26 protein-coding genes are annotated in these 26,746 nt (G+C 31.8%); 15 read left to right on the plus strand and 11 right to left on the minus strand.

Features of this window, described 5'->3' with window-relative positions; all coding sequences use genetic code 11:
• Positions 1–44: 44 nt before the first annotated feature.
• The 5 genes from Q0772_RS07905 to Q0772_RS07925 are packed head-to-tail and all read right to left on the minus strand — an operon-like array spanning position 45 to position 4,041.
• Positions 45–899 carry a substrate-binding domain-containing protein gene (locus Q0772_RS07905; RefSeq protein WP_298342575.1) on the minus strand — a complete coding sequence of 285 codons (855 nt, stop codon included), beginning with the start codon at positions 897–899 and terminating at the stop codon, positions 45–47.
• Positions 900–911: 12 nt separating this feature from the next.
• Positions 912–1,781, minus strand: coding sequence for a nucleoside phosphorylase (locus Q0772_RS07910; RefSeq protein ID WP_298342578.1), 870 nt, complete (start codon positions 1,779–1,781; stop codon positions 912–914).
• Complete coding sequence (locus Q0772_RS07915) at positions 1,771–2,715, minus strand: DUF1835 domain-containing protein (RefSeq protein ID WP_298342581.1); 945 nt, start codon at positions 2,713–2,715, stop codon at positions 1,771–1,773. Before Q0772_RS07915 ends, Q0772_RS07910 begins: the two co-directional genes overlap by 11 nt.
• A 3-nt stretch (positions 2,716–2,718) precedes the next feature.
• Positions 2,719–3,048: a translation initiation factor gene (locus Q0772_RS07920; RefSeq protein WP_298342584.1), complete on the minus strand. Its 330-nt coding sequence runs from the start codon at positions 3,046–3,048 to the stop codon at positions 2,719–2,721.
• A gap of 42 nt (positions 3,049–3,090) precedes the next feature.
• Complete coding sequence (locus Q0772_RS07925) at positions 3,091–4,041, minus strand: 2-oxoglutarate and iron-dependent oxygenase domain-containing protein (protein ID WP_298342587.1); 951 nt, start codon at positions 4,039–4,041, stop codon at positions 3,091–3,093.
• Positions 4,042–4,223: 182 nt separating this feature from the next.
• Here Q0772_RS07925 and Q0772_RS07930 point away from each other — a divergent pair, with 182 nt between their 5' ends.
• Positions 4,224–6,227: a dehydrogenase E1 component subunit alpha/beta gene (locus tag Q0772_RS07930; protein WP_298342590.1), complete on the plus strand. Its 2,004-nt coding sequence runs from the start codon at positions 4,224–4,226 to the stop codon at positions 6,225–6,227.
• Here Q0772_RS07930 and Q0772_RS07935 read toward each other — a convergent pair.
• Together Q0772_RS07935 and Q0772_RS07940 are read right to left on the minus strand one after the other, a co-directional pair.
• A complete protein-coding gene (locus tag Q0772_RS07935; RefSeq protein ID WP_298342594.1) occupies positions 6,224–6,784 on the minus strand; it encodes a biopolymer transporter ExbD in 561 nt (186 codons plus the stop codon). The genes Q0772_RS07930 and Q0772_RS07935 overlap by 4 nt on opposite strands.
• 71 nt (positions 6,785–6,855) lie before the next feature.
• A complete protein-coding gene (locus Q0772_RS07940; protein WP_298342596.1) occupies positions 6,856–6,990 on the minus strand; it encodes a hypothetical protein in 135 nt (44 codons plus the stop codon).
• Positions 6,991–7,564: 574 nt separating this feature from the next.
• Between Q0772_RS07940 and Q0772_RS07945 the strand changes: the two genes are divergently transcribed.
• The gene (locus Q0772_RS07945; RefSeq protein ID WP_298342599.1) at positions 7,565–8,236 is read left to right on the plus strand and encodes a hypothetical protein; all 672 of its coding nucleotides are present in this window, start codon (positions 7,565–7,567) and stop codon (positions 8,234–8,236) included.
• Between the two features lie 12 nt (positions 8,237–8,248).
• Positions 8,249–8,980 (plus strand): T9SS type A sorting domain-containing protein, encoded by a 732-nt coding sequence (locus Q0772_RS07950; protein WP_298342601.1) that lies wholly within the window; start codon positions 8,249–8,251, stop codon positions 8,978–8,980.
• Here the strand turns inward: Q0772_RS07950 and mgrA are convergent.
• Both mgrA and Q0772_RS07960 read right to left on the minus strand, forming a co-directional pair.
• Positions 8,977–9,990, minus strand: coding sequence for an L-glyceraldehyde 3-phosphate reductase (gene mgrA, locus Q0772_RS07955; protein ID WP_298342603.1), 1,014 nt, complete (start codon positions 9,988–9,990; stop codon positions 8,977–8,979). The two genes, Q0772_RS07950 and mgrA, sit on opposite strands and share 4 nt — an antisense overlap.
• Positions 9,991–10,106: 116 nt before the next feature.
• A complete protein-coding gene (locus Q0772_RS07960) occupies positions 10,107–11,417 on the minus strand; it encodes a sulfatase-like hydrolase/transferase (protein WP_298342605.1) in 1,311 nt (436 codons plus the stop codon).
• A 246-nt stretch (positions 11,418–11,663) separates the two neighbouring features.
• Here Q0772_RS07960 and Q0772_RS07965 point away from each other — a divergent pair, with 246 nt between their 5' ends.
• From Q0772_RS07965 to Q0772_RS08005, 9 genes are all read left to right on the plus strand, one after another.
• Positions 11,664–13,223, plus strand: a complete 1,560-nt coding sequence (locus tag Q0772_RS07965) for a DEAD/DEAH box helicase family protein (RefSeq protein WP_298342608.1) — start codon at positions 11,664–11,666, stop codon at positions 13,221–13,223.
• A gap of 223 nt (positions 13,224–13,446) precedes the next feature.
• The gene (locus tag Q0772_RS07970) at positions 13,447–13,953 is read left to right on the plus strand and encodes a Rid family hydrolase (RefSeq protein ID WP_298342611.1); all 507 of its coding nucleotides are present in this window, start codon (positions 13,447–13,449) and stop codon (positions 13,951–13,953) included.
• 397 nt (positions 13,954–14,350) lie between these two features.
• Complete coding sequence (locus Q0772_RS07975) at positions 14,351–14,806, plus strand: cold shock domain-containing protein (RefSeq protein WP_298342615.1); 456 nt, start codon at positions 14,351–14,353, stop codon at positions 14,804–14,806.
• Between the two features lie 46 nt (positions 14,807–14,852).
• On the plus strand, positions 14,853–15,767 hold the full coding sequence (locus Q0772_RS07980) for an EamA family transporter (RefSeq protein WP_298342619.1): 915 nt from the start codon (positions 14,853–14,855) through the stop codon (positions 15,765–15,767).
• Between the two features lie 16 nt (positions 15,768–15,783).
• Complete coding sequence (locus Q0772_RS07985) at positions 15,784–16,596, plus strand: DMT family transporter (protein WP_298342622.1); 813 nt, start codon at positions 15,784–15,786, stop codon at positions 16,594–16,596.
• A gap of 113 nt (positions 16,597–16,709) precedes the next feature.
• Positions 16,710–17,714 carry a glycosyltransferase family 9 protein gene (locus tag Q0772_RS07990; RefSeq protein ID WP_298342626.1) on the plus strand — a complete coding sequence of 335 codons (1,005 nt, stop codon included), beginning with the start codon at positions 16,710–16,712 and terminating at the stop codon, positions 17,712–17,714.
• 46 nt (positions 17,715–17,760) lie between these two features.
• Positions 17,761–19,068 (plus strand): MFS transporter, encoded by a 1,308-nt coding sequence (locus Q0772_RS07995; RefSeq protein WP_298342628.1) that lies wholly within the window; start codon positions 17,761–17,763, stop codon positions 19,066–19,068.
• A 107-nt stretch (positions 19,069–19,175) separates the two neighbouring features.
• A complete protein-coding gene (locus Q0772_RS08000; RefSeq protein ID WP_298342631.1) occupies positions 19,176–19,733 on the plus strand; it encodes a DUF4251 domain-containing protein in 558 nt (185 codons plus the stop codon).
• A gap of 157 nt (positions 19,734–19,890) precedes the next feature.
• On the plus strand, positions 19,891–20,523 hold the full coding sequence (locus Q0772_RS08005) for a hypothetical protein (RefSeq protein WP_298342634.1): 633 nt from the start codon (positions 19,891–19,893) through the stop codon (positions 20,521–20,523).
• 537 nt (positions 20,524–21,060) lie between these two features.
• Here the strand turns inward: Q0772_RS08005 and Q0772_RS08010 are convergent.
• Entirely contained in the window at positions 21,061–21,444 is a 384-nt protein-coding gene (locus Q0772_RS08010; protein ID WP_298342637.1) for a winged helix-turn-helix domain-containing protein, read from the minus strand.
• Position 21,445: 1 nt separating this feature from the next.
• Between Q0772_RS08010 and Q0772_RS08015 the strand changes: the two genes are divergently transcribed.
• Positions 21,446–21,754 (plus strand): hypothetical protein, encoded by a 309-nt coding sequence (locus Q0772_RS08015; protein ID WP_298342640.1) that lies wholly within the window; start codon positions 21,446–21,448, stop codon positions 21,752–21,754.
• Positions 21,755–21,864: 110 nt separating this feature from the next.
• Here the strand turns inward: Q0772_RS08015 and Q0772_RS08020 are convergent, their stop codons facing one another.
• Entirely contained in the window at positions 21,865–24,300 is a 2,436-nt protein-coding gene (locus Q0772_RS08020) for a TonB-dependent receptor (RefSeq protein ID WP_298342642.1), read from the minus strand.
• 526 nt (positions 24,301–24,826) lie between these two features.
• Between Q0772_RS08020 and Q0772_RS08025 the strand changes: the two genes are divergently transcribed.
• On the plus strand, positions 24,827–25,675 hold the full coding sequence (locus Q0772_RS08025) for a histidine kinase (RefSeq protein WP_298342646.1): 849 nt from the start codon (positions 24,827–24,829) through the stop codon (positions 25,673–25,675).
• On the plus strand, positions 25,672–26,400 hold the full coding sequence (locus Q0772_RS08030; RefSeq protein WP_298342649.1) for a LytTR family DNA-binding domain-containing protein: 729 nt from the start codon (positions 25,672–25,674) through the stop codon (positions 26,398–26,400). Before Q0772_RS08025 ends, Q0772_RS08030 begins: the two co-directional genes overlap by 4 nt.
• Positions 26,401–26,746 lie beyond the last annotated feature (346 nt).

Here is a 26,746-nt window from a genome sequence, read left to right on the forward strand (position 1 = left end):
TTCTTTTTGGTAAATTATTAACATTTAGTGTTTTGTTTAGATGACTAAAGTTTATGAGTTAATTTTTCATAGTCAACTATCTCTGGAATAATATTTAAAGCAAATAATTCTTTCTGTACATTCATGACTGTTTTTTCATCAATCAATTCTTGAGACCACTCTGTTATATCTAACCACTGTTGAACATCTTCAAGCTGCTGTTGGTAACGATTAGCTATAGTTTTATCAATACTAGGGATATCCTTAAATTCTCTGGTGGTGTTATTGATGGTATCTAAAATTATGTTTAAATCAGCTTCATTTTTTTCAATAAATTCATTTCTAACAGCAATTACGAAACATGGCCATGGAGAAGGGCAGTTGCCTATGCGTCTAAATACACCATCATCAACTATAGGTTTAGTGGTGAATTTTTCCCATAAAAAATAATCTGCAATGCCATTGGTTAAACCTTCAACTGCACCATCAAGGTTTTTAATAACTTCAAAATCTAAATCTTTTTCAAGATTCCAATTATGGTTCTCAGCATTTATATATGCCATCAAATGTGACCCTGACCCATATCGACTAATAGCTGCTTTGGTTCCTTTTAAATCCTCAACTTTTTTGTAGGTTGAATCATTAGCTACATGTACGCCCCAAACTAGAGGTGTTTCAACAAAAGTTTGAACAATTTTGCTTGGGTTTCCTGCAATAATATCTTTAATGATGCCTTCAGTTAAAATAACTGCAATATCAATTTCACCTTCCCTTAAGGCTTTGCACATAGCTCCGGTACCACCATGGTAATCATGCCATCGTAAGTTTATATCTTGTGCCTTGTATTCACCTTCCTTCAGTGTTAAGTACCAAGCTAAATTGAAATGCTCTGGCACACCACCAATGTTTACTTTCTTCATGGGTTCAATCGTTTATTCTATAATTTTATTTAGTGTATATAGGATTAAATCTTCAATAACTTTATTCGGTTTTTTACTGAAGGTGCCATTGGCTCTGTTAGCAATTATAGCGTTTAATGAAATAGCCTCATGCCCTAATAGTTTTGATAACCCATAAATAGCAGAAGTTTCCATTTCTAAGTTAGTTATTTTTGTATTTCGATATTCAAAAGCATCCATTTTTGAATTTAAATTAGAGTCTTGTAGGTTGAGCCTCAGAACACGTCCTTGAGGTCCATAAAAACCACCAGCAGTTGCTGTTAATCCTTCGTAGATGCTATTACTTTGAAACTTTTCTTTTAGGAGAGGGCTGCCTGAAATTATTATAGGCTTCGATTTGTTTTTAGACCAACTTGTTTGTTTTATAAAAGCATTTTGAATATCGGGGTTTTCTATATTATTAATATCATAAAAGTGTAACATACCGTTTATATCTAATGCGTATGAACTTAGCAAAAAAGAATCTATGGGTATATCGGGTTGTAAAGCTCCAGAAGTTCCAATTCTGATGATATTCAAGCTTGTTAGCGTATCTTTTATAGTTCTTGATTTGAAATCGATATTCACCAAAGCATCTAACTCATTTAATACAATATCGATATTATCAGCACCTATACCAGTTGAAATAACAGAGACTCGTTTACCCTTATATATGCCAGTTTGAGTTTTGAATTCTCGTTTTTGAGTTTCAAATTCAATAGAGTCAAAATGAGTCGTAACTTTTGAAACTCGATCTTGATCTCCAACAAAAATGATGGTATTTGCAATATGCTCAGGTTTTAAATTTAAATGATAAATACTACCATCAGGATTTAAAATAAGTTCAGACTTTTTAATTGGCATTTATAACAGTTTTGACAAGTTTGTTTTGTTTTTTACTGAACTGAAAATGACTTTTTTTAACGCCACCAAAAGCGATATCACTATCAAAATCTTTGGAAGCATTGTATTGACCAAGAAGAATTTCATGTCCTTTTCTATTGAGTCTTACACTGTCTTTAGTTACTACATAAAAAGGTGCTAAGTAATCAATTATACGGTTGAGTTGTAAATCGCCATAACCATAAAAACCTTGGTAGTTAAGTGTGTAACCTAATAAATGGTGTTTCGATTTTATATCGTTTTCTTTAATAAGATTCAATACGTTGGTTTCTAATGTGTTTAATCCTGTAATAGAATCTGGAAAACGCTTTAAATGTGCTTTTAAACAATTACTTAAGTAATCAAACGAAGACGTTTTGGTAATGTAAGGTTTAAAAAGATTGTGATCTACGCCACAATAAATTTGCCAAAGTGTTATGGCTAAATCTAAATCTTCTTCTTTTAGTTTTATTTTATTTTTGTAATGCTTTAGCAATTGCTGAGAACTTAATTCACCTAAGCCTTTTAATCCATCTATACCAGAAATTCTACCACTACAAACTAAATATAATGGAAGTTCAATTCCTTTTTGTTTCAACAGATTGATTACAGCAAGCATATTAATATGGCAAAACAAATCATATTCAAACCAAATCACAACCTCGTTATAACGTTCATTTGCTTTGTCTAATTGTGATAAGGCAAAGTCTATTTTATTTAAATCAAGTTCTACATCGTAAAACTCATTTAAAAAATCTGCTCTTGTTTTAATTAAACTAGGGGAGTGCACAATTTCTTGAGTGGGACCTTCACAAAGCATTTCCTGCCATGTAACTATTTCACCTTCAATTTGTAATTCCTGTAAATATGACGTTAAAACACCGCCGTTGGTGATGTGCAAAATATTATTCTCCATATATTATCCGCCTACGCGTTTTACTTTAAAACCTTTATCCTTTAATATTTGCATGATTTTATCTCGAAAATCGCCTTGAATTATAATTTTATCATCTTTAAAACTCCCACCAACACTAAGTTTTGTTTTAATGTCTTTGGCGAGTATTTTAAAATCTTCAGTGGCTCCTGTATAACCTTCAAGAATAGTGATTGGTTTACCTTTTCGCTTTTCGTATTTACATATTATGGGGGCGTCTTGTATCCAAATTCCTGAATCTTCATTATTGTTTGAAGTTGTTTTTTCTTCAACGTGGTCAGGAAATAAGTTTTTAAGTTGATCTTGTAAATCCATTTTTATTATTCAGTAGTAGTTTAAGTTTGATTTAACTGTAAACTATTTTTTTATAAGCCCTAGTTCAATTAAACGCTCGTTTAAAAACTCACCAGCTGTAATATCATCAAACTTTTTCGGGTTGTTATTATCTATACAGCCTTCTAAAACATTCAGTTTCATGTCACTAATGGGGTGCATAAAAAATGGAATGGAATAGCGTGATGTTCCCCATAGTTCTTTTGGAGGGTTTACTACACGATGTATTGTAGATTTTAGTTTGTTATTGGTATGTCTCGAAAGCATATCGCCCACGTTAATCATTAGTTCATCTGGTTTAGCAATAGCATCAATCCATTCGCCTTTATGGTTTTTAACTTGTAATCCACGACCTTGAGCTCCCATTAAAAGTGTTATAAGGTTTATATCGCCATGTGCAGCAGCTCTAACTGCTTCATCTGGCTCTTTGGTGATAGGTGGGTAGTGAATTGGTCTTAAAATAGAATTCCCGTTATGAATATATTCATCAAAATAGGTTTCCTCTAAACCCAAATATAATGCTAATGCTCGCAATACATATTTAGCTGTTTTCTCAAGCATTCTGTAGGTTTTCTTTCCTATTTCATTAAATTCTGTTAGCTCTTTAACCATCACATTATCTGGATATTCAGCTTTCAATTCATCATTGTTTTCTACATATTGTCCAAAATGCCAAAACTCTTTTAAGTCACCTTCTTTTTTACCTTTAGCACTTTCTTTTCCAAAAGAAACATATCCACGCTGACCGCCAATTCCTGGTATTTCATATTTCTGCTTTGTTTCAGTTGGTAAATTAAAAAAGTTTTTTACTTCTCTGTATAGATTTTCAACTAAATCGTCATCTAAAAAATGCCCATTAAGTGCCACAAAACCAATTTCTTCGTAAGCTTTACCAATGGCATCAACAAAGCTTTGTTTTCTTTCTGGATTATCAGAGAGAAAATCTTTTAAATTAACACTTGGTATTGTATTCATCGCTGTTTGATTTTTAAAGAGTGAATAACACAAATGTACAAAAACATTCAGTTTGATGGTTGCTGAGTAATGTTCAATTTTTTAGATAAACAAACACTATTTATAGTATATTTGATAATGAAATAAGACTTTTATTGTGAAAGCTTCAGAATAAAAGGCAAATTCTACAATTTTCAATTGGCATGAAAAAAGTAAAAACGTCATCTACAATAGATTATGATATTGAGGAATTAGACGAGCAAATTCTACTCGATTTGTATAAAAGCATGTTGAAACCTCGGTTAGTAGAGGAGAAGATGCTTATTCTGTTGCGTCAAGGTAAAATAAGTAAATGGTTTTCGGGTATTGGTCAAGAAGCCATAGCTGTTGGTGTAACTATGGCTCTAAATAAAGATGAATACATCTTGCCGATGCATAGAAATTTGGGTGTATTTACAACTCGAAAAATACCATTATACAGGTTATTTGCACAATGGCAAGGAAAAGCTTCTGGGTTTACAAAAGGCCGTGACAGATCATTTCACTTTGGTACGCAGCAATACAAAATAGTGGGTATGATATCGCATTTGGGGCCACAATTGGGTGTTGCAGATGGTATAGCATTAGCTTCAAAATTGGAGAATAGAAATCATGTAACGGCTGTATTTACAGGCGAAGGTGGTACTAGCGAAGGCGATTTTCACGAAGCATTAAATGTGGCTTCAGTATGGCAATTACCAGTTTTATTTTGTGTTGAAAATAATGGGTATGGTTTATCTACACCAACTAAAGAGCAATACAATTGTGAGCATATTGCAGACCGAGGTTTAGGATATGGTATGGAATCTCATATTATTGATGGTAATAACATCATTGAAGTTTATAAAAAAGTTAGCAGTTTAGCCGAAAGTATAAGAATTAATCCGAGACCTATCTTATTAGAGTTTAAAACCTTTAGAATGCGCGGACATGAAGAGGCTAGTGGTACTAAGTATGTTCCGCAAGAACTCATGGATTTATGGGCATCTAAAGATCCTCTTTTAAATTTCCAGGCTTTTTTGAAAGAAAATGATTTTTTAAAAGAAGATCAAGAGGTAAAAATAAAAGAAACTATAATTCATGAAATTAATGAACATTTAGAAATTGCTTTTAATGAAGAATCTATTACTTCCAGTGCAACTGAAGAATTAAATGATGTGTATCAAGATTTTGAATATCAGAATATTAATGCATGTGAAGAGTTGAAGGAAGTTCGTTTTGTTGATGCCATTTCAGAAGGGTTAAAACAAAGCATGGAAAAGCATGACAATTTGATTATCATGGGGCAAGATGTTGCAGAATATGGTGGTGTTTTTAAAATCACAGATGGTTTTATAGATCTATTTGGTAAGGATCGTGTTAGAAATACGCCTATATGCGAATCTGCTATCGTTGAAACTGCTATGGGCTTATCTATTTCGTCGTTTAAAAGTGTTGTAGAAATGCAATTTGCTGATTTTGTGAGTTCTGGGTTTAATCCTATTGTTAATTATTTGGCTAAATCCCATTACAGATGGGGTCAAAATGCAGATGTTGTTATAAGAATGCCATGTGGCGGAGGAGTTGGTGCAGGTCCATTTCATTCACAAACTAATGAAGCATGGTTTACTAAAACACCAGGATTAAAAGTGGTTTACCCAGCTTTTCCTCGTGATGCAAAGGGCTTATTAGCAACTGCAATTAATGACCCTAACCCTGTTTTGTTTTTTGAGCACAAAGGTTTGTATAGAAGTATTCGTCAGGACGTGCCCACTAACTATTACACCTTGCCATTTGGGAAAGCTTCAGTTTTAAAAACTGGTGAAGATGTAACTATTATATCGTATGGGGCAGCTATACACTGGGCATTAAAAACTTTAGATAAAAACCAGGATATTTCTGCAGATCTTATCGATTTAAGAACTCTGCAGCCTCTGGATACAGAAACTATTTATAGTTCTGTTAAAAAAACAGGAAAAGCAATTGTTCTTCAAGAAGATTCTTTATTCGGGGGAATGGCCAGTGATATTTCTGCAGGAATTATGGAACATTGTTTTGAATTTTTAGACGCACCCGTAAAGCGTATAGCGAGTATTGAGACTCCAATACCTTTTGCTAGTAATTTAGAGTCTCTATACTTACCAATTGAGAGATTTGAAATAGAATTAATGGCTTTACTAAACTATTAATCTTTTATTTCAGCTTCAGAAAGAATAATAGGGTAAGCATCTTTTACTTTTTTTATTTCTTCCTTTGTTAATTTATCAGAAGATTTATTAAAAACGTTTAAACTGTAAGTTTGTCTTAATTCATAATAAGCTTTAGTAAGTTCGTTTTGTACAGCAATAAAAGTTTTGTAAGTAGTTTGTTTCCCATTTTGTAATGATACGATGGCTTCTTTAGGATTATCTGAAGAATTACTACTTTTTAAACCATTGCAATACTCACAATGACCAGTTCCATTATTATCTATAAATACTTTAGTTAGGTCTTTTAGTTTTTCAATAGGAATAACTTCATTCTCTATCATAACCTCATCGTTATTATTAATTATAATTCGTAAAATATTACGTTCATTAATATTGCTTTTGCAATCCATTCCCGGAGGGCATTCTCTTGGTAGCATTCTATTAATGCCATGATCAGAAGATATTGTTGCAGTTACTAAGAAAAAGATGAGTAATAAAAATGCGATGTCTGCCATAGACCCCGCATTTACTTCTGGAACTAATTTTGAATGTCTCATAATTATAGTATTTAAATGTTAATGTGCTGATTAAGTCACAAAAACAATACCATAACTATGAGTATATCAAGTTAGTGCGTATATCTATTTGTTCCTTTCCAGATGCCAGAATAAGATGTGTTAAAATCTACAATACGTTTATTACTTAACAAGTTTTGTTGCGTAATAAGATCCAAGCGTCTAGATATTTTAGTTAAAGATTTCATGATTGATAAAAATAATTGATTGATGAAAGTTTTGTTTTTAAAGATGTTACCTACCTGTAACGTCTTTTAGTGTTCCACTGGTTACTTTTAGTTCCTTGTAATGTTCCAGTTAATTGATTGTTGTTTAAAGTTCTCATGATTTTTGATTTTGATTTTGATTGATTGATTGATTGATTGATGAAAGTTTTGTTTTTATAGATGTTACTTATCTATAACGCCTTTTAGTGTTCCATTGGTTACTTTTAGTTCCTTGTAATGTTCCGGTTAATTGATTGTTGTTTAAAGTTCTCATGATTTTTGATTTTGATTGATAAATGATTATTTATTTTTTGATTATACTAGAGAGACGAGCAAAAACAATTTTTGTTACAGTACTATGTATAACAAAGTAGTAATTTAACAAATTTTAACACTTGTATGTAAGTTTAGGGAAGAAATCACTACTTATTATTGATTTTAGGAACAGTTATTGCTAAACTCTTATTAAAATGTTTTTTGTAATAGTTGTATTATTCAAAATAAAATATCTTTGACTAAATTATGACTGTTATTATCATAAAGTAATTTCATGTTGATGAAACCTTATATTTTATTTATTTTTTTGATTTGCTTATCGTTATCTACACAAGCTCAAATAGATAATAGAAAGAAGTCTATAGCTATTCCTGCAATTGTAAGTGATAAGGATTCTTTGGATGCTAGTCCATTGACACCATCAAAACCAATAAAATCTAATGCTTCAGTTGGGTTTAAAAGACCTAAGATTGCTCCGAATCTTGATGCACCAAAAAAGGAATTTTCTATGTTTCCCCAAGAAGAATTTGGTAACCCAGGGGAATTGTACACTAAAAAATTAGATAAGTTAGAAAAAGAACTTTTACCAGAGGGTCATGGTTTATATGCGGGTTTAAAAGAAGACGCATATTGGGGAGATTATTACACTAAATCTGATTACATTCATATTGGGTATAGAGATCACGGACGTATAGATGGTGATTTGTTAAGAGTTATTGTTGATGATGATGTCGTTAAATCTAATGTGTCGTTAACAGGAGGTTTTCAAGGTTTTAAGTTAAAATTGAAAGAGGGTTTAAACAAAATTGAATTTTATGCTGTTAATGAAGGAAGCCTTTTACCCAACACAGCACAATACAGAATAACAGACCAATGGAATAAAGTTATTTCTGGTAAAATATGGGCGCTTTCCAAAGGTGTTAAAGTGACAATTATTATTGTTAAAGAATAATATTTTAATTTTATGAAGCAAATCTCCTTTATTTTGTTTTTAATCTTCTCAATTAAATCTTTTTCTCAGATAAAACGAATTGGGAATGCTAATTGGTTATTGCATAACATTATTATTAATTCTGAACAACACTTAACTCCTATAGCTGCAGATGGAAATCAGGTATATTCAAGTTTTCGTTCAATTTCAGGGAATAATCAATATTTTTCAACTTGGTTTTGTGATTCCACTGGTATAGAACTGGTATACGACTCAAACTCATCTAGTTTTACTTACAGTTCTATTGGAACTACTTTAGGGGGTTGTATACCAGTTGAAGGTGTCAATTTTACTGAAATCAATAATATTCATAACAAGTTTATAGAGCTATTTACAAACAATACTTCTTTCACATATCAGATACAAGAAGAAACCTCAATATCTCCAAAAACATTATCAATATTGGGTAATAATGGGGATTCATTGATATATCATTTGAGTGTTTTATCAACTTCAATTTCAGATAAGTCACAACTAGTTACTACTTACCCGAACCCAGTTGAAAATATTTTATCAATTGTTTCAAATAATAAATTAAGCAACTTCGAAATTCAAATCCATGATATTTTGGGTAAAATCAAAATATCTAAAACATTAAAAAGTTCTGATAATGTTAACGTTGAAAGCTTGTCAAAAGGTGTTTACTTCCTATTAATTAAAGATGAGCTTGGAAACACCGCAACAAAAAAGTTTATAAAAATTTAAGTAATAATCGTTTTAATATTTTGTAGTTCTTCTTCAGAAAAATCTAAATTATCCAAAGCTTTTACATTTTCTTTTAATTGTTTAGAAGAGCTTGCTCCAACTAATACTGATGCTACTTGTGGTTGCCTTAATATCCAAGCAATAGCCATTTGAGACAATTTTTGCCCACGTTCTTGTGCTATATTGTTCAGTTTTTGAATTTTCTCAATATTATCAGCAACAGTTTCTTTATCTAAATACGTCAAGTTTTTAGCAGCACGTGAACCTTCAGGAATTCCGTTTAAGTATTTATCAGTAAGCATACCCTGAGCTAAGGGTGAAAACGCTATACAACCAACTCCATTATTTTCTAAAGTATCTAAAAGTCCATTTTCAATCCAGCGGTCAAACATAGAGTATCTAGCTTGATGCAGGATGAAAGGGGTGTTGGAATGTTTCAAAATCTTAGCAGCTTTTTCAGTGTCTTCTGGATTGTAATTAGAAATCCCAACATATAAAGCTTTCCCTTGGCGAACAATATCGGTTAAAGCTCCCATAGTCTCTTCAAGTGGCGTATCAGGATCTGGTCTATGATGATAAAAAATATCTACATAATCTAAGCCCATACGCTTCAAGCTTTGATCTAAACTAGCTATTAAATACTTTCTGGAACCTAGATTCCCATAAGGCCCAGGCCACATGTCATAACCCGCTTTAGTAGCGATAAAAAGTTCATCTCTATATGATTTGAAATCTGTTTTAAGAATGGTGCCAAAATTTTCTTCAGCAGAACCATAAGGTGGTCCGTAATTATTGGCTAAATCAAAATGCGTAATCCCCAGATCAAAAGCAGTTCTTAAAATATCTCTACCGTTTTGGATGGCATCTATAAAACCGAAATTATGCCATAAACCAATAGATATTGCTGGAAGTAACACGCCACTTTTTCCTGAGCGATTATAAGTCATCGTTTTGTAGCGATTCTCATTTGCTAAATAATGTGTTACTCTTGATTTATCGTTGATTTCCATAATGGTTTTTAATTTACAGTAAATGTATAAATAACTTCTTAGTATTTTAAATAATAAAAAAAGCCATATAATAGAATTATTAAATGGCTTTTCTAATAAAATTTTAAACTTTTAGTTTAATTTCTAATCTCAGCTAATTTGGAAGTTAATTCATCTTTGACAGCTTCGTTATCAGTGCTTAATGGTAGCTGATTTGCGTTTAATAAATTTGGATTTTCTAAAGGATTAGTGCTTAAATTATAGAGTGCTTCAGATCCGTCACTAAAATAAATGTATTTATGGGTTTCATTTCTTATCGTGTAATCATCATTTTCGGTGTAGGTATAGGCACGATTATTTAAAGTAGCGCCATTAAATAAACCTTTAAAACTTTTGCTATCATGGATTTCTGTGGTTCCTGTACCTGCAATATCTGCTATGGTAGCATATAAATCTGTAGTATTAATTAATGCATTCTCAGCAGCATTTGTTCTAGATACCCCATTTCCAGACACTATCATGGGTACATTCACACCACCTTGATAAATACTTCCTTTTACACGTCTAGAATTATATTCTTGAGCAACTTGACCTGGAGTTCCGTTATCACCAATAAAAATAATGATGGTATTTTGTTTTTCTTCTTCGGATAAAGTGTTTATCAACCTGCCCATTTCTGTATCTAAAGCCTCTAGGGCTGCCAGATAATAAGGTAGCGGATTATTATCAATACTTGCTTGATCTGACGGTAAATTGCTTTGTGAGTGTAAGTTGTTTGGGGGTAAATGAAAAGGGGTATGCGGTGCATTATAAGCTAACCATAAAAACCATGGTTTTGTTTGTTGGTTAACCCAATCAATAGCTAAATCTGTGAATTTAGACGTTGTATAATCTGTTGATGTGGTTGTAGAGCCATTAATATTTAATGTCCAGTTTGTATAAGACCTAACGCCACCTCCAATGAAACCTGCAAAATAATCGACTCCCATATCATTTGGATGATTGGCGTCTCTGGATAAATGCCACTTCCCAATTACGGCATTAGCATATTCTTCATTTTTATTTAAATCTAAATATTTCTGTAATGATACTTCGGTAGTTGATAGTGGGTCATCAACTTCTAACACACCTGTTCTAAGTCCGTATTTCCCAGTAATTATGCCCGCTCTTGTTGGTGTGCATGTAGGGTTAGACCATAGGTTATTAAACTTAACTCCAGAATTTATTAAACTTTGGAGATTTGGCATATTGGGTTTTATACTACCAATATCATAGCCAGGGCATGCATCAAGTCCCATATCGTCAGCAATTACTAAAAGAATATTAGGGGAGGTGCTTGGGTTTTCATTTTCCTCCATTTCTTCCTCCATTTCTGTAGTGTTTTCAGAATTACTACTGCAACCTATTAAGGTTAGCAAGTATAAGGTTAAGTAAAGTAAGTTTTTCATCAATTATTTTTTTAAGTTCAAAATGTATTGATAGCATTTATATACTGTAAACATTTTTATTTGAGCTTACTTCTTAGTATTAAAAGATTTGTAGCTCAATAGTTTAGATGATTAAAATAAAATAAACTTGTCCCAAAGATGAAAAGATTTTTTTAAGTCTGTTAATATTCCTTTAATAATTTCAAGTTAAACATGCTTGCTAAACCCTTTAAAGATGTTATTTTTGCACGTTGCTAAATTTAAAGTATGTCGGTTACAAATACAGAATTAGAGTTAGAAGAAAGAAAAGAGGGCAAAGATTTATATAGTTATCAAAAAGGTGCGATTGATAAAATTTTCACAGCTTTTGAAGAATCTCCTAAAGATTACCATTTATTATATCAATTACCCACAGGAGGTGGTAAAACAGTTATTTTTTCTGAAATAGTAAGACAATATTTAAAACACCATAAAAAGAAAGTTTTGGTGATGACCCACCGAATTGAATTATGTAAGCAAACCTCAAATATGCTTACAGAGTTTGGTGTTCACAATAAGGTAGTAGATAGTAAAGCAGATTTAAGCGATCAAGCAGATTATAGTTGTTTTGTAGCTATGGTTGAAACCTTAAACAATCGTTTAAATGATGATAAACTAGATATTTCTGATATTGGATTAGTAATTATTGATGAAGCACACTATAACTCCTTTACTAAATTATTTAAGTTTTTTAGTCAGTCGTTTATTTTAGGTGTTACTGCAACACCTTTAAGTTCTAGTATTGAATTACCAATGACTGATAATTATGATGAATTAATTGTTGGAGAAAGTATAGAATCACTTATAGAAAATGGATTTTTAGCACGAGCTGAAATGTTTACATATAATGTAGGTTTAACTTCTTTAGTAGTTGGCGCTAATGGTGATTACACTGTTAAATCATCAGAAGACTTATATACAGATAACGATATGTTATCTAAGTTGTTACAGGCTTACGAAGAACGTTCTAAAGACAAAAAAACATTAATATTTAATAACGGTATTAATACCTCTTTACACGTGTATGATACGTTTAGAAGAGCTGGCTACCCAGTAGCGCATTTAGATAATACTAATACCAAAAAGGAACGAGCTTTAATCTTGCAATGGTTTAAAAAGACCCCAGGTGCAATTTTAACATCGGTAAGTATTTTAACAACTGGGTTTGATGAGCCAACCGTAGAAAGTATTATTTTAAACAGAGCTACAAAATCTTTAACGCTTTACTATCAAATGATTGGTCGTGGGTCACGTATTTTAAAGGACAAAAAATCATTTACGGTTGTAGATTTAGGTAATAACTTCCATAGGTTTGGACCTTGGGGTGATAATTTAGATTGGCAACGCATATTTAAATCGCCAACCTATTATCTGGATGCTATTTTAAGTGATGAAGAGCTTGAAAGCAATTTTAGATATGAAATGCCTGATGCTTTAAGAGCAGAATTTGCTAAATCTGAAGATGTGCATTTTGATGTTCAGAAAACCTATGTGGATTCTATTAGAGGCGGTGAGTCTTCAAAAGTAGTTTTAGAACGCTCGATAGAGCAGCACGCTAAAATTTGTATTGAAAACAGCGAAGATGTTTATGATGCCTTAGCTTTAGCAAAACAACTTGGTGATGATATAGACTTTAGAATACAGCGTTACACCAAGTGTATTAGTAAAAGTACTTATAATTTTGTGGAGTGGTTAAAAGGCGACTACAGAAAGAAACTAAACTCGTATTTGCGTCAGAATTTTGATGACGTTTTTGAGCAGATTCATGGATATCCGCCTGAGGATTAATCAGTTGTTTTATTGGTTTTTACTGAAAATGTTTAGGTTTTCTACTATTTGTGGTTTTTATTTATTTGATTTTTTTTATAAGAAATGATAATTTCGTTTGATGAGTGGTGAAAAGCTTTGAAGTGATTTTTATCAGAGCATTTTGCATCACACTGAAAACGAAAATCAATACAAAACGGGATAGCCGAAAACCGACTAAAGTAGGCACTAAATAATCAGAATTATGAAAAAAATAATTAACCGGCTGACTTTACTTACTACACTTTTTGTATTGGCTTTTATTTTCCAGAGCTGCGAACAAAAACAACAGGAAGAAACTAAAGAAGTGATAGTTAAATCTGATAAACCAGAATATTTCCTATTGCGCCCTGATGTAGAAAAGGCTTACGGATATTCTCATGCTGTGAAAATTGGAAATAGTATTAAAATTTCTGGAGCAGTAAGTATGGACGATAATGGAAACCCAACTGCTATTGGTGATATAGAACAGCAGATAAAAAACTGTTATGCTGATTTGGGAAAAATATTAAAACATTTTGGTTGCACATTTGATGATGTAGTAAAAGAAGATATTTTTACAACTGATATGCCACAAATGCTTGAAAAATCTGCATATAGATCTGAAATTTACAAAAAGGGATTTCCAACTGGCACTTGGCTTGAAGTTAAGGGATTAGCCTTACCTGAATTTATGGTAGAAATTGAACTTGAAGTCCATAAGCCTGAATAATAGTACTTATGTACGATAATGGTTTTAAGTAATTATTTGTTATTATTTACTTCTGAAAATCATCATGAATTTTTAGTTTGTATTAGCAAAATTGGGTGCTTAAAAATTTAAAGAAACTAGTTAGACAGCACAAATATTTCCTTATATAACCAAACCTTAGCAAACAGACTCGCGTTAGGGATTGCAGAGGAAAGCCCACAGCTTTTGCGCCTTAGCGCAGAAGCGAGGACTTGCAACGGAAAGCCCGACCCTTGTGGTAACGCCCAAATACTAATTGGGTATTATAACTTATTATTTTGCTGAAAGGCTATTAATGGCTTGATTATTATAGCATCAGGAATATTAGATGTATCTTTACAATCTACTAATTTATAAAACACACAGTACACTTTAAACTATGGCAAAATCTCAAGTTACATTTAACAAAATTGAAAAAGAAAAAAAACGCTTAAAGAAAAGAGAAGAAAAACTTAAGAAGAAAGAGGCTCGAAAAGCAGAAAAGGAAGCAAATGGTACAACTGGTATTCAGTTTGCGTATGTAGATTTTAATGGAAATTTAACTGACACGCCACCAGATCCGGCAATGCGTGAAAAAGTTGAGGCTGAGAGTATTGAGCTTGGTATTCCAAAGAAAGAGGATAGAGAAGTGGAGGAGCCAGTTGATAAAGAAGGGAAAGTATCTTTCTTTGATCACTCTAAAGGTTTTGGGTTTATTATTGATAGTATAAACCAAGAAAAATATTTTGTACATGTTAGCGGATTGCTTGAAGATATTGAGGAAAATGATAAAGTAACTTACGAGTTAGAACGTGGAATGAAAGGCATGAACGCTGTTAGAGTTAAGAAAATTTAAATTTTATCTGGTGTTATAGCCGGAGACTTTATACTAAAAGGTTATTATGAATGTATCGCGAAAAACGGTTCTTATCATTTTAGCCTTTTTTGCTATTTATGTTATTTGGGGTTCTACCTATATGCTTAATAAAATTGCGGTTTCGCAATTATCTCCATTTTTTCTTGCTGCTATTAGATTTATTGTTGCCAGCATCCTTATTTTTATAATTGCTAAATCTTTAGGTATTAGTCTTTCCATTTCAAGAAAGCAGCTATTTAATACTATAATTGCTGGATTTTTGTTTTTAACACTTGGTAATGGTTTGGCGGTATTAGCTTTAATGTACGTAGATAGTAGTTTTGCTGCGTTACAAATTTCTGCTCAACCCTTAGTCATATTAATTATGATGCGCTTGTTTCTTGGTAAGCGAATAAAAGCAATGTCTTATATAGGTGTAGTTTTAGGATTTATTGGTATATTTCTTTTGGTTAGCCAAAAAGAAATCATTACTAAAGAGGGGCAAATATTAGGGATTGTTTTAATATTTACTTGTATGTTAAGTTGGGCTTATGGTAGTATTTTTGTTGGAAATGCTGATTTACCTAAAAATCATTTTGTAAATACTAGTTACCAAATGTTTACTGGTGGTATATTGCTTGCTATTATTAGTTTATGCTTAAATGAGCCTTGGTTGATGCCAAACGAATGGCAGGAAGATGTTTTATGGTCTATGCTTGGTCTTATTGTTTTTGGTGGTATTATTGCTTTTACATCGTTTAATTACCTTTTAAAAGAAGTCTCTCCAGAAAAAGTAGCAACAAATACTTATGTAAACCCCATAATAGCTTTACTATTGGGCTGGTGGGTTTTAGATGAACATATTACACTGCAATCTATAATTGCAGCTTTTATTTTATTAACAGGAGTGTATTTTATAAATACAAAACGCCCTTTTAAACTCAAAAGAATTGCACGTTAAACAGGCTATTAAATTTATGCTTATTAGTACCATGGCGTTCGCATGTATGAACGCTATTGTTAAAGATTTGGTTCATATGAGTGCTTTTCAAATTGTGTTTTTTAGGTCAGTTAGTTCGTTGTTTTTTACATTTGGTTATTTACTTAAGAACAATATTTCCATTTTTGGTAATCAAAGAAAACTTTTGGTTTTAAGAGGTTTAGTAGGTGTAACCTCTATGAGTTTATTTTTTATGTCTACTAAGTATTTACCTATTGGTACAGCTGTTTCTTTACGTTATATGGCACCAATATTTGCAGCTGTTTTTGCTATAATTTTTCTTAAAGAACGCATCAAACCTTTACAATGGATATTCTTTGTTTTGGCCTTTGCAGGGGTGTTAGTGCTAAAAGGGTTTGATACAGATTTAAATGGTTATGGACTTGTTTTAATTTTTATTTCTGCAGTTTTTAGTGGATTGGTGTATATAGTTATCAGTAAAATAGGCAAAGGCGATCACCCTGTAGTGGTTGTAAACTATTTTATGGTTATTGCTACCGTTTTAGGAGGTGTTTTGTCTATTAATAATTGGGTTACTCCAGTTGGTACGGAATGGTTAATGCTTATAGCGTTAGGATTGTTTGGTTATTTCGGGCAAGTGTATATGACTAAAGCTTTCCAAATAGCCGCTACCAATCAAGTTGCTCCATTAAAATATCTTGAGGTTATTTTCACATTACTTTTAGGAGTGTCTTTATTTAATGAAGTTTATACGCTTTATAGTCTATTAGGTATTGCTATGATTGTATTAGGCCTTGTTTTAAATGCTTTATATAAAGGCAAAAAATAATATGATTCTTTAAAATATAACCCTATTATAATTTGTAGTTTTGCATCGGTTTAGTAAAAAGGAGTCTTTTAATGAATTTTAAAGTTCGTATTAATAGAATAAGAAGGAGGGTTATGCGCAGCATTACCAAGAACATTGGTAGTTCTTATACTGAACCTAAAAAGGGTGATATTGATATTTCCGAAATAAAAAAAGTTCTAATTATAAGACCAAATCACAGATTGGGAAATCAACTGCTACTTACACCTTTAATACAAGAAGTTATAAATACCTTTCCTAATTGTGAAATTGATTTATTTGTAAAGGGTGGTGTGGCGCATCCCGTTTTTGAAAATTATAATGAAATACATACCATTATAAAACTTCCAAGAAAGCCTTTTGAAAACTTGTATAAATATGCAAAAAGTTGGATTTCTATTAAACGTAAAACTTACGATTTAGTGATTAATGCCGATAAAAATTCTTCTTCAGGGAAGTTATTAACACAATTAGCCAAAGCGAAAATTAAAGTTTTTGGTGAACTTGATGCTTCCATTCCTGCTAAGTATCAGGATTACGAGCATATTTCAAAATATCCGATTTATAATTTAAGACACTATTTGTCGAAATTAGGGTTTGAAAATACCGCTACTAACGTCCCTTTGCTTGATATCAAATTAAGTGACACTGAAATAGTTAATGGAAACAATATTTTAAAAGATATTATTAAAAATAATAAAAAAACCATTTGTATATACACTAATGCTACAGGTGCTAAATGTTATTCTGAAGATTGGTGGAGTAAAGTTTATTCTAGATTACTTAGCGATTATCCAGAATATAATGTTATCGAAATGCTACCAATAGAAAATATTTCAAAAATCAATTTTAAAGCACCGCATTTTTATAGTAAGGATATTCGTGAAATGGCAGCTATCATTAGAAACACTGATATTTTTATTTCCGCAGATAATGGTGTTATGCATTTAGCAAGCGCATCTTTAACGCCCGTTGTTGGCTTCTTTTCAAGAACCAAAACAAGTATTTACGGTTCATATGGCAATGGTAGTGTTGCTTTAAACACTAAGGAAACTGATATTGACGATTGGTTTGGAGCTATAGCTAAAATTCTAAAATAGTTATAGGCGCAATATAAAAATTAGATGTCTTTGTGTTTTATATAATATGAATAGTCAAAATAAGTTTTCGCTAATAAGGCCTAATAAATTTCCTTTTTTTTATGGGTATGTTATAGTATTTATTGGAAGTATAGGTGTTTTGGCTAGTATCCCTGGTCAAACTGTTGGTGTTTCAATCTTTACAGACCCGGTTAAAGATGCTTTAGGTTTAAGTAGGAATCAATTTAGTACAGCTTATATGTTTGGTACGCTATTGAGTGCTTTTTTTGTTTCAAAAGCTGGAGTTTTGTTCGATAAATATGGTGCTAGGTATGTTGCTTTCTTTTCAGCATTTTTTCTTGCTATAGCTTTACTTATATGCTCTTATTCTGTTGCTATTAGTCAAAGTATAAAAGGTTTGGTGGTTTTGGAGTCATGGATTATACCTTTTGTGGTAATAACAATTTTATTTTTTGCAATTCGTTTTTTTGGACAAGGAGTATTGACCATGTCTTCAAGAAACATGATTATGATGTGGTTTGATAAAAATAGAGGGAAAGTTAATGCTGTGAGCAGCATTACTGTATCCCTTGGTTTTTCTGGAGCTCCCATATTTATAAGCTATTTAATTGACAATTATGGGTGGGAACAATCATGGCAAATTCTAGCCATTTGTTTAGTGGTTTTTAGTGTTCTAGTCATTCAATTATATCGAAATAACCCAGAAGACTTTGGACTTATACCCGACGGCGCTTTGTTAGAGAATAAGAAAAACAAAGTTCATCAAGCTGAAAAACATTTTACACTTCAGCAAGCTAAAAAAACAAGAGCTTTTTGGGCAATTGGTTTAGCTTTAGCATATCATAGTTTTTTTACAACAGGTTTTACGTTTCATGTGGTATCTGTTTTTGCAAGTCAAGATTATTCTAAATCTCAGGCTATAGCCGTATTTCTACCAATTTCAATTATAGCAATTATTGTTTCTATAGCATGTAATGTTTTAAGTGATTATATAAAGCATATCATTTATCTGTATGCTATGCTATTTGCAGGTGTCATAGCCTCAATAGGGCTGTTTTTTTTAGCAGATAGTATAGGGGTTTATATGCTAATTTTTGGTCTAGGTGTTTACAGCGGTTTATTTGCAGTTGTAAATGCAGTAACATGGCCTAGGTATTTTGGGAGAAAGCACTTAGGAGCCATAACCGGAAAAGCCATGAGTTTTATGGTAATAGCCAGTGCAATTGCTCCGAGTTTATTTAGTTATTGCTTTACAACCTTTGGGTCTTATGGGTATATAAGTTATATCACTTTAGCCTTTTTGTTATTTCTACTTATTGCGACTTTAAGTGTTAAAAACCCACAAGAATTTTAATTTTTTTTGAATTTTTAACTCAAAAATTAATCTTTTAACATTGTTTTAGGGGCTGTATACATTGATATTTACTAAATTGAAAGAGTAAATAGTCAGTTTCTTATTATATGAAAACGTATCTCTCCATAGTGTATATACTTTTTATTCTAGTGTTATCATGTAAATCAGCAAACTCATATTCTGATGAACAAATTAAGCGTTTAGAAACTTTAATAGAAAGCAAAAGTTACACGATAGAATCCGATTGGGCACGACCACAAGTTACTTATGCAATGCAACAAGTCCTAAATTCTGGTATTCTTCCTCCAGGAAGCGGTTCTGGCGCTATAAGCTTAATAGGCAATGCCAATTTTTTAACCATTTCAGGGGATAGTATAAATGCATATTTGCCTTATTTTGGAGAACGTCAAATGCCCACTGGCTATGGTGGAAGTGATAGCGCCATACAATTAAAAGGCAAATTAAAGGATTACACTTTTGAAATAGAAAAAAATAATAGCTATCTCATTTTGTTTGATGCGCAAAATGAAACAGAAAATTTTAATATTTCTATAGTTCTATTTCCAAACCGAAAAAGTGAAATTAGAGTTAATAGCGCTTCTAGGTTTCCTATTTCTTATTCAGGCGAGGTTTTGTCTGTTAAAACCAATAAAACAACTATTTGAATAGGATAATGACTTTAATAGTCATTCCATTTATCGGTGAAATTTACCATTCATTTTGGCTTTCGTTCAATGAACGATGAATTTTGTATTAACTCGATTTTTTAAACCCAACAAAAAACTAGTTACTTAATTTTGAGGTAGTTAAAAAACACCCCAAATGAAAAACCTATTTAAATTACTAAGCTTTATACTAATTCTTTCCTGCTGTAATTTTCTTTCTGGTCAGGAGAATAATGATATTTCAGAGGACATTCCAAAGAATTTCAAAAAACGTAGTCCTATTTACGATTATTCTGAAAAGCAACTTAACAACGTAGATACTATTCCTGATTTTGCTTCAAACTCTCAAAAATTAAAAGTTTCAGGCACCATTTATGAAAGTGATGGTGTTACGCCTGCTCAAAATGTATTGCTATTCATTCACCATACTGACGAAAATGGAGATTTTGAATTAAAAAAACAAAATAAAAAACGTTATGTGCGTCACAGAGGTTGGGTGAAAACTGATGCTGATGGAAAATATACATTTTACACGTTTGTTCCTGGTAAATACGTTTATGGTAATGAATTAACTCAAATTCTTCCTATTGTAAAAGAACCAAACAAACCAGAGTATAAAATTGAAACTTTCCTTTTTGATAATGACCCTCTTTTAACTGGAAAATGCCGCAAAAAAGTAGAAGAGACTAATCCAAAAAGAATTTTAACGCTAAAATTAAATAAGGAAGAAGGACTTTTTGAAGCTAAAAGAGATATTGTTTTAGGTAAAGAAGAGACAACTTCATATTAGAGAGCATCAAAACATATTTTTAGGTTAAAATTGTACATACATTAGATAATTATAATGCACAATAATTTCACATTAATTTTAACTTTGTATTCTAATTTATTAAATGAAACATAAAGTAATTGATTGTTAAATCGCTAAAAAGAAACATTTAATATTTAAGAATATAAAAAACTCCTATTTTAAATAGGAGTTTTTTTTTGGTTTTATTTTAATTAAAATCTAAGGTTTTTGGAACTATAATTACTATGATCTGCAATTATGTCAAATATCGCCCAAAAGCGCTATTTCGCTAATTGTTGTAAAATGTAATATAATGTTCTGCGTTATGTAACTTGAGCTTTGGTTAAAAGCGAAAGTTGTTACTACAGTATCTTTAAAAAATTTATTCTCAAAAGTTTCTTCTGCGATGTTAATGGAACACTTTTTATGCGACGACGTAGGAGAGAAGTGTAATGTGTGTGAAATGGTTTATTAATCAATGACTTCAAGTTTATAACTAGCTCCGTGTATATTGACGATATTTATCGAGTTATCGTTTTAAAACCACTTTCGTATTTTAGAAATAAAGGCATCTAAACTTCTACCGACAACAACCCCATTATCTTCCCAAACTTCTTTTGTAAGCTGTTCTCGTTTGACAATTACATTTTGATTCTGAATAAAAATTTTAAGTATTTGAGATTCTTTAAGAGTTAATTTAAATTCTAAATTGTTACGTACCATCTTATTTTGATTTTCATAGAACTTATAAGTCCCAAATATTAAATAATCTGTATGTTTTACTGAATTATTGGTAGTTGTTTTCTTGTTTTTTCTTAAAAGTAAAGCAAGACTAATTAATACTAGTAATAAGATTATTGAACCTATGTAATGGAATCCTGATGCTACTGAAATAGCAACAGCTTCTTTCGATTCTGACATAATGGTTTGGGATATAAATGGAAAATTCAAGTATTCAGTTCCTACCGATGAACAGCGGATAGTTGATGTAAAATGGAAAAATCAAAAACCTTATGCCAATAATATTGAAGATGTAGAAACTGATTATCCAGTGAAAGTATATCTGAAAACAAACAATAATAAATTAGAATTAATTGCTCTTAATAACAATCGTTTTGCACTCATTGATACTCTAGGAAATTTAATCAGAGGAGATAAAAAGGATTTTGTTAGAGTAATAGATGACGGTAATGGCTTTACAAAAATAGAGCAATTAAATGTAGAGCATTGACCATGGATTGTGCTAATTTAACCTCTTAAAATTTTTAGATATAGCACTAGAAAAGTGAAACGTACCCAATAGGTTAAAAGTAGGAATCGTTAAAATATCACCTCCCAAAATCACATTCTAGATTTCTCATTATCTGCACCAGATTTACCTTTAGCTTCTTTTACTTTTTTATTTCCAAAAGGGTACGTATAGCTAACTCTAAAAATGCGCGAGAAACCAGATTCAGGGCTATAGGTTCCATTAAAAACATCGCCAAATGCTTCGCGAGTTAGTGTCCCAATTTTAAAATTAATATCCAAACTCTCAAAAATATCAGCTACCGCAAATTGCAAACTACTACCGTTTTTAAATTCTTTTTTCAACCCTGCATTTATAACCCCAAAACCTTCGTTTCTACTACTTCCATTAAAATGACGAGAGTTATACCAGCCCGATACTTCTACTGAAAAATTTGCAGGCAATAACAAGGTTTGACTTCCATTAAAATTATAATGTAAATAATTTTGGGTGATGCGCTCATCGGTATGTAAAATTCGAAACCTTCTAACACCCAAAGTACCATTAACATTAATATTCCACCAATGAAAAATACGAATTGGAATATTAGTTTGTACATCTATATTCTGTTGGTATTCCATATTTACAGGAGCTATGACTGCTACATTACTTTGTGCATTTCGGGTTATTTGAAAGCGTGCGATTGGGTTATTTTCATTAGAGGCCAATAGGGAGATACTAAAAGATTTATTGTTGTAGGTTATACTAATATTATCGGTTATGGCAGGCAGCAGTTGTGGATTTCCACTAAATACCGAAGTTGGGCCGTTATAAACTAAAAAGGAGGCTAGTTCGGAATAATTAGGTCGTGTAATACGCTTGTTGTAAGCAAAATTTAGAGCCGTAGTATCAGAAAAAGAATGCGTGATAAAGAATGAAGGAAATAATTTCCCAAAACTACGATCTAGTGTACTAGTGCCAAACGCTTGATCCCAATACTCATAACGCAAGCCAAGCTGCATTTTCAATGTTTCAGTAAAGCTGTAATCACTCAATACATAAGCCGCTCCTATGGTTTCGGTATTTTCAATTGTACTTATAAACCTATCGTCTGTCACAAAATTTTCGCCTTGCAGAATTTCAATACGGGCATCATTAACGGTTTTAGATAATGACCCTTTTATACCACCTTCTACAGATGTATTTTCATTAATGGTATGCTTATAGTCTAATTTTAGTACACCAACATTAATATCGGTTTTATTAAAACCACGGTTTCCATTAGTATAAATTTCATTTTGGGGCTGAAAAGCCTCTCCATTTTCATCAAAATATTGACTATTTACTTGGTTGGGGGTTTCACTATTGTAATTAATATAATCTCCTGTTATGTTAAAACTATTGTGCTCACCAACCTTTTCAAAATACATGGAAGAGGTTAAATTCTTTAAATTTCCATGGCCGTTTAGACGTATTTGGGCTTCTAAAAAAGGGTCAGTCGTAAAATCGTATAATCCTAAATTACGAGTCCTAACAAGGGGGGACGATTTATTAAACACTACGGTAGCCCCAAGTGAAGCCCCCTTATAAAGTTGGTATTCATATCCTAAATTAAGATTATGATTTCGGTTTGTTTGTTGGGTGCTACTAGTAAAATCAATATTTGTACGCCCTCCTAAAACGGGTATTTCAGTTAGTCCAACCCCTCTAAACCCGCTATATGTCTCATCATAAGAGAAGTTATAGCTACCAAATAACGTAGCATGTTCTCCACCATAATTAAGAGAGAGTCCCGTTGTTTGCTTGGGGCCTTCACCATAACCTGCACTTAAGTTAATATTAGCCCGAATGCCCAAAGTCTCATTTTTAATCGTTACAATATTTATGATACCTGCATTGCCATCCACATCATATCTCGCTGATGGATTGGTTAACAGTTCTATCTTTTCAATGTTATCTGCACTCATACCATTAAGCATAGCTATCAAATCTGCTGTAGGGATACGCTGAGCCTTTCCGTTTATCATAACCAGAGTACCACTTTTACCATTTAAAGAAAACGTATTGTTGTATGGGTCCAAAATAACACCTGGCGAGCGTTCTAATACTTGTAAAGCGGTACTGCCTTGCGTCATTACACTTGCCTGCACATTAATAACGCTACCTTCTTGAGTACGTTGAATCAATTTTTGCTGCCCTCGTATTAAAACACCATCTAGCTCTGTTACGTCTTCGACTAAAAGAATAGGAGGAAAGTTGTGTTGATAGGGAAGAGAGCTCACAACAAATAATTCGGACACCCAAGTTTTATAAGTCAATAGGCTAATTTGGACTGTAAATTCGCCTTCTGTTGGAATATCGAGTTTAAATTTACCATCTTCATCACTAATAACTCCTGTTAAGAACTGGGTTTTATCCTTAGGGTGTAAGGTTATATTTGCATATGCAATGCCAACACCTTTCTCATCTATAATGGTTCCCGTAATTTGTGATGATGCATTAAACGCAAATCCAAATACAGCTAAAATACTTATAAGTTGTAACTTCATTTTATTGATTTTAGGTGTAAGTAATAGCTATCTTATAAATAATGAAAAAGAGATTGATGAGTGGTTGCATTATCATTACATAGAGGGATTATATCTCAAATAATTTATAAATAGTACCAAAATCAAGCTATAATTACCTGTGGTCAATAAAATGTAACATGACAGCAAGTTTTTCAAGTATGCATTTGATAAAAATATAGTGCTATTGTATCTTGCTAGATACTATGTTATACCGCTTATGGAAGTCGTTAATAAAAACAGTGTATTATCTTTTATAGAACGTTACAAGTTACATCATATCCTTTTTTGGGCGTGCTATCATTTTGTATGGTGGACTGTGCATACCGGAAATCCTAGTGATGTTTTAGAAAGTTTTAAAGCCCCTCATAGTGTTATAAAATATCTGGGGTATGTTATTTATCAGGCCATAGGAATCTATTTCTGTCTTTATGTACTTATGCCCAAGTATCTTATAAAAGGAAAATACTTTAAGTTTTTCACATATGTTATTCTTATAATTTTTGCTATGGCTGTATTAATTAGTGCTAATTATTTTTTTGCGGCCTCTTTTTCTAATCGCTCAGCCTACGCACTTTTTAAAATAAATCCAGCAACACCAGTTACAATTTTTAAGAAAAGTGCATTGCCATCATCTATATCTGCAATGACATTGGGAATGAGTATCAAACTTGCCAAAAACTGGATTGCTTCTCAAAAGCGACAGCAATTATTGGAAAAAGAAAAATTAGAGACGGAGCTAAAGTTTTTAAAATCACAGTTCAACCCTCATTTTTTGTTCAATACCATTAATAGCATATTTGTATTGATTCATAAAAACCCAGAAATGGCATCGGAATCCTTAGTAAAGTTTTCAAGTTTATTACGCTATCAATTATATGAGTGTAATAGCACTTATATTCCTTTAAAGAATGAATTGGCTTATATTGAAAGTTTCATTGAATTGGAAAATCTTCGCCAAAATGATAATTTTGATTTAGAACTTAAGCTTCCTAAATTGTTGGAGGATACACCAATTATTGCTCCTTTTGTTTTAATACCTTTCATAGAAAATGCTTTCAAACATCTATCAGAAGACGCTGCGCAAAAAAAATGGATCGCACTCCGTGTTTCCGTTGAGAAAGAACAATTGTATTTTGAACTGAGTAATAGTGCTAATTTTGAAATACAGCATCATATGCCAGAAGGTATTTCATATAGTGGGCTAGGTCTTAAAAACGTAAAACGTAGATTACAACTAGTCTATAAAGACGCACATTCGGTAATCATTAAAAAAAGTAAGGATACATATACTGTGAAATTACAACTTACACTGGCAAAAGAAGTAATGGAGTCACTAAAAAAAATATCTGTATGATGAGATGTATAGTCATAGATGATGAACCACTTGCAAGAGAATGTATTACCAATTATATTGATCAAATAGATACTCTTACTTGCGTTGGCACAGGTATTTCTGCGTTGGATATTCCACGTTTCCTAGAAGAGACCGAAGTAGATCTTTTATTTTTAGATGTGCAAATGCCTTTAATGAATGGTTTAGAGTATTTAAAATCAAACCCTAATCCTCCATTAACTATTTTAACAACGGCCTTTCCCAATTATGCAGTTGACGGTTTTAATCTTAATGTTTTAGACTATTTACTTAAGCCAATTTCTTTTAATCGCTTTTTTGCTGCCGTAACCAAGGCTAAGCGACAACATCAATTACTACAAAACAATGAAAAACCATGGATTAAAAAAGGAGAGCCTAATTGTTTCTTTATTAAATGCGATGGCAAGCTGGAGAAAATTTACCATGATGATATTCTCTTCGTAAAAGCCATGCAAAACTATGTGATTGTTCAAACAACCAAAAGAAAATATGTAAGCCTACTATTTTTAAAGAACGTACAAGAAAATTTAAATTCCGATGTGTTTATGAGAGTTCACAAATCCTATATTGTAGCTTTAAATAAAATAGAAGGTATCACGCAACACGAATTACAAATAGCATCTTATAAAATTCCTTTAAGTAGAAATTACCGCAAAGAAGTAATCCCAAGAATTGTTGGGGATAACTTATGGAATAAAGAAGGGTAATTATATAATAAATGATGATAATTTATAATTACATATTTTCTTCTGTACGATAACAATAAAATTAGTTTTTTTAATTTCACAAAGACACTTTTCTATAACTTCTGATTATATTTTTTTTGAATTATAATGTTCTGCGTTATGTAACTTGAGCTTTGGTTAAAAGCGAAAAGTCTATCATAGTTTCTTTAAAAAATTTAATCAAAAAGTTTCTTTACGATGTTAATGGAACACTTATTATGCGACGACGCAGGAGGAAAGTATAATGTGTGTGGAATGACTTTATTAGTATTATTTTTATTATTAACAATTAAACAATCAAAATATTTAGATAGTTTTTTTTAATAAA

Source organism: uncultured Algibacter sp. (assembly GCF_947490405.1).
In the GTDB taxonomy this organism is placed as follows: Bacteria; Bacteroidota; Bacteroidia; order Flavobacteriales; family Flavobacteriaceae; genus Algibacter_B.

What these genes read in the sequence shown, in the direction of transcription:
- Q0772_RS07935 (WP_298342594.1), bottom strand. Translation starts at nt 6,784, where the DNA reads ATGAGACATTCAAAATTAGTTCCAGAAGTAAATGCGGGGTCTATGGCA.
- Q0772_RS07960 (WP_298342605.1), bottom strand. Translation starts at nt 11,417, where the DNA reads ATGAAAAACTTACTTTACTTAACCTTATACTTGCTAACCTTAATAGGT.
- mgrA (WP_298342603.1), bottom strand. Translation starts at nt 9,990, where the DNA reads ATGGAAATCAACGATAAATCAAGAGTAACACATTATTTAGCAAATGAG.
- Q0772_RS08030 (WP_298342649.1), top strand. Translation starts at nt 25,672, where the DNA reads ATGATGAGATGTATAGTCATAGATGATGAACCACTTGCAAGAGAATGT.
- Q0772_RS07915 (WP_298342581.1), bottom strand. Translation starts at nt 2,715, where the DNA reads ATGGAGAATAATATTTTGCACATCACCAACGGCGGTGTTTTAACGTCA.
- Q0772_RS07930 (WP_298342590.1), top strand. Translation starts at nt 4,224, where the DNA reads ATGAAAAAAGTAAAAACGTCATCTACAATAGATTATGATATTGAGGAA.
- Q0772_RS08010 (WP_298342637.1), bottom strand. Translation starts at nt 21,444, where the DNA reads ATGTCAGAATCGAAAGAAGCTGTTGCTATTTCAGTAGCATCAGGATTC.
- Q0772_RS07965 (WP_298342608.1), top strand. Translation starts at nt 11,664, where the DNA reads ATGTCGGTTACAAATACAGAATTAGAGTTAGAAGAAAGAAAAGAGGGC.
- Q0772_RS07975 (WP_298342615.1), top strand. Translation starts at nt 14,351, where the DNA reads ATGGCAAAATCTCAAGTTACATTTAACAAAATTGAAAAAGAAAAAAAA.
- Q0772_RS08025 (WP_298342646.1), top strand. Translation starts at nt 24,827, where the DNA reads ATGGCTGTATTAATTAGTGCTAATTATTTTTTTGCGGCCTCTTTTTCT.
- Q0772_RS07940 (WP_298342596.1), bottom strand. Translation starts at nt 6,990, where the DNA reads ATGAAATCTTTAACTAAAATATCTAGACGCTTGGATCTTATTACGCAA.
- Q0772_RS07910 (WP_298342578.1), bottom strand. Translation starts at nt 1,781, where the DNA reads ATGCCAATTAAAAAGTCTGAACTTATTTTAAATCCTGATGGTAGTATT.
- Q0772_RS07950 (WP_298342601.1), top strand. Translation starts at nt 8,249, where the DNA reads ATGAAGCAAATCTCCTTTATTTTGTTTTTAATCTTCTCAATTAAATCT.
- Q0772_RS07920 (WP_298342584.1), bottom strand. Translation starts at nt 3,048, where the DNA reads ATGGATTTACAAGATCAACTTAAAAACTTATTTCCTGACCACGTTGAA.
- Q0772_RS07995 (WP_298342628.1), top strand. Translation starts at nt 17,761, where the DNA reads ATGAATAGTCAAAATAAGTTTTCGCTAATAAGGCCTAATAAATTTCCT.
- Q0772_RS07985 (WP_298342622.1), top strand. Translation starts at nt 15,784, where the DNA reads ATGCTTATTAGTACCATGGCGTTCGCATGTATGAACGCTATTGTTAAA.
- Q0772_RS08015 (WP_298342640.1), top strand. Translation starts at nt 21,446, where the DNA reads ATGGTTTGGGATATAAATGGAAAATTCAAGTATTCAGTTCCTACCGAT.
- Q0772_RS07980 (WP_298342619.1), top strand. Translation starts at nt 14,853, where the DNA reads ATGAATGTATCGCGAAAAACGGTTCTTATCATTTTAGCCTTTTTTGCT.
- Q0772_RS08000 (WP_298342631.1), top strand. Translation starts at nt 19,176, where the DNA reads ATGAAAACGTATCTCTCCATAGTGTATATACTTTTTATTCTAGTGTTA.
- Q0772_RS07945 (WP_298342599.1), top strand. Translation starts at nt 7,565, where the DNA reads ATGAAACCTTATATTTTATTTATTTTTTTGATTTGCTTATCGTTATCT.
- Q0772_RS07990 (WP_298342626.1), top strand. Translation starts at nt 16,710, where the DNA reads ATGCGCAGCATTACCAAGAACATTGGTAGTTCTTATACTGAACCTAAA.
- Q0772_RS07925 (WP_298342587.1), bottom strand. Translation starts at nt 4,041, where the DNA reads ATGAATACAATACCAAGTGTTAATTTAAAAGATTTTCTCTCTGATAAT.
- Q0772_RS07970 (WP_298342611.1), top strand. Translation starts at nt 13,447, where the DNA reads ATGAAAAAAATAATTAACCGGCTGACTTTACTTACTACACTTTTTGTA.
- Q0772_RS08005 (WP_298342634.1), top strand. Translation starts at nt 19,891, where the DNA reads ATGAAAAACCTATTTAAATTACTAAGCTTTATACTAATTCTTTCCTGC.
- Q0772_RS07905 (WP_298342575.1), bottom strand. Translation starts at nt 899, where the DNA reads ATGAAGAAAGTAAACATTGGTGGTGTGCCAGAGCATTTCAATTTAGCT.
- Q0772_RS08020 (WP_298342642.1), bottom strand. Translation starts at nt 24,300, where the DNA reads ATGAAGTTACAACTTATAAGTATTTTAGCTGTATTTGGATTTGCGTTT.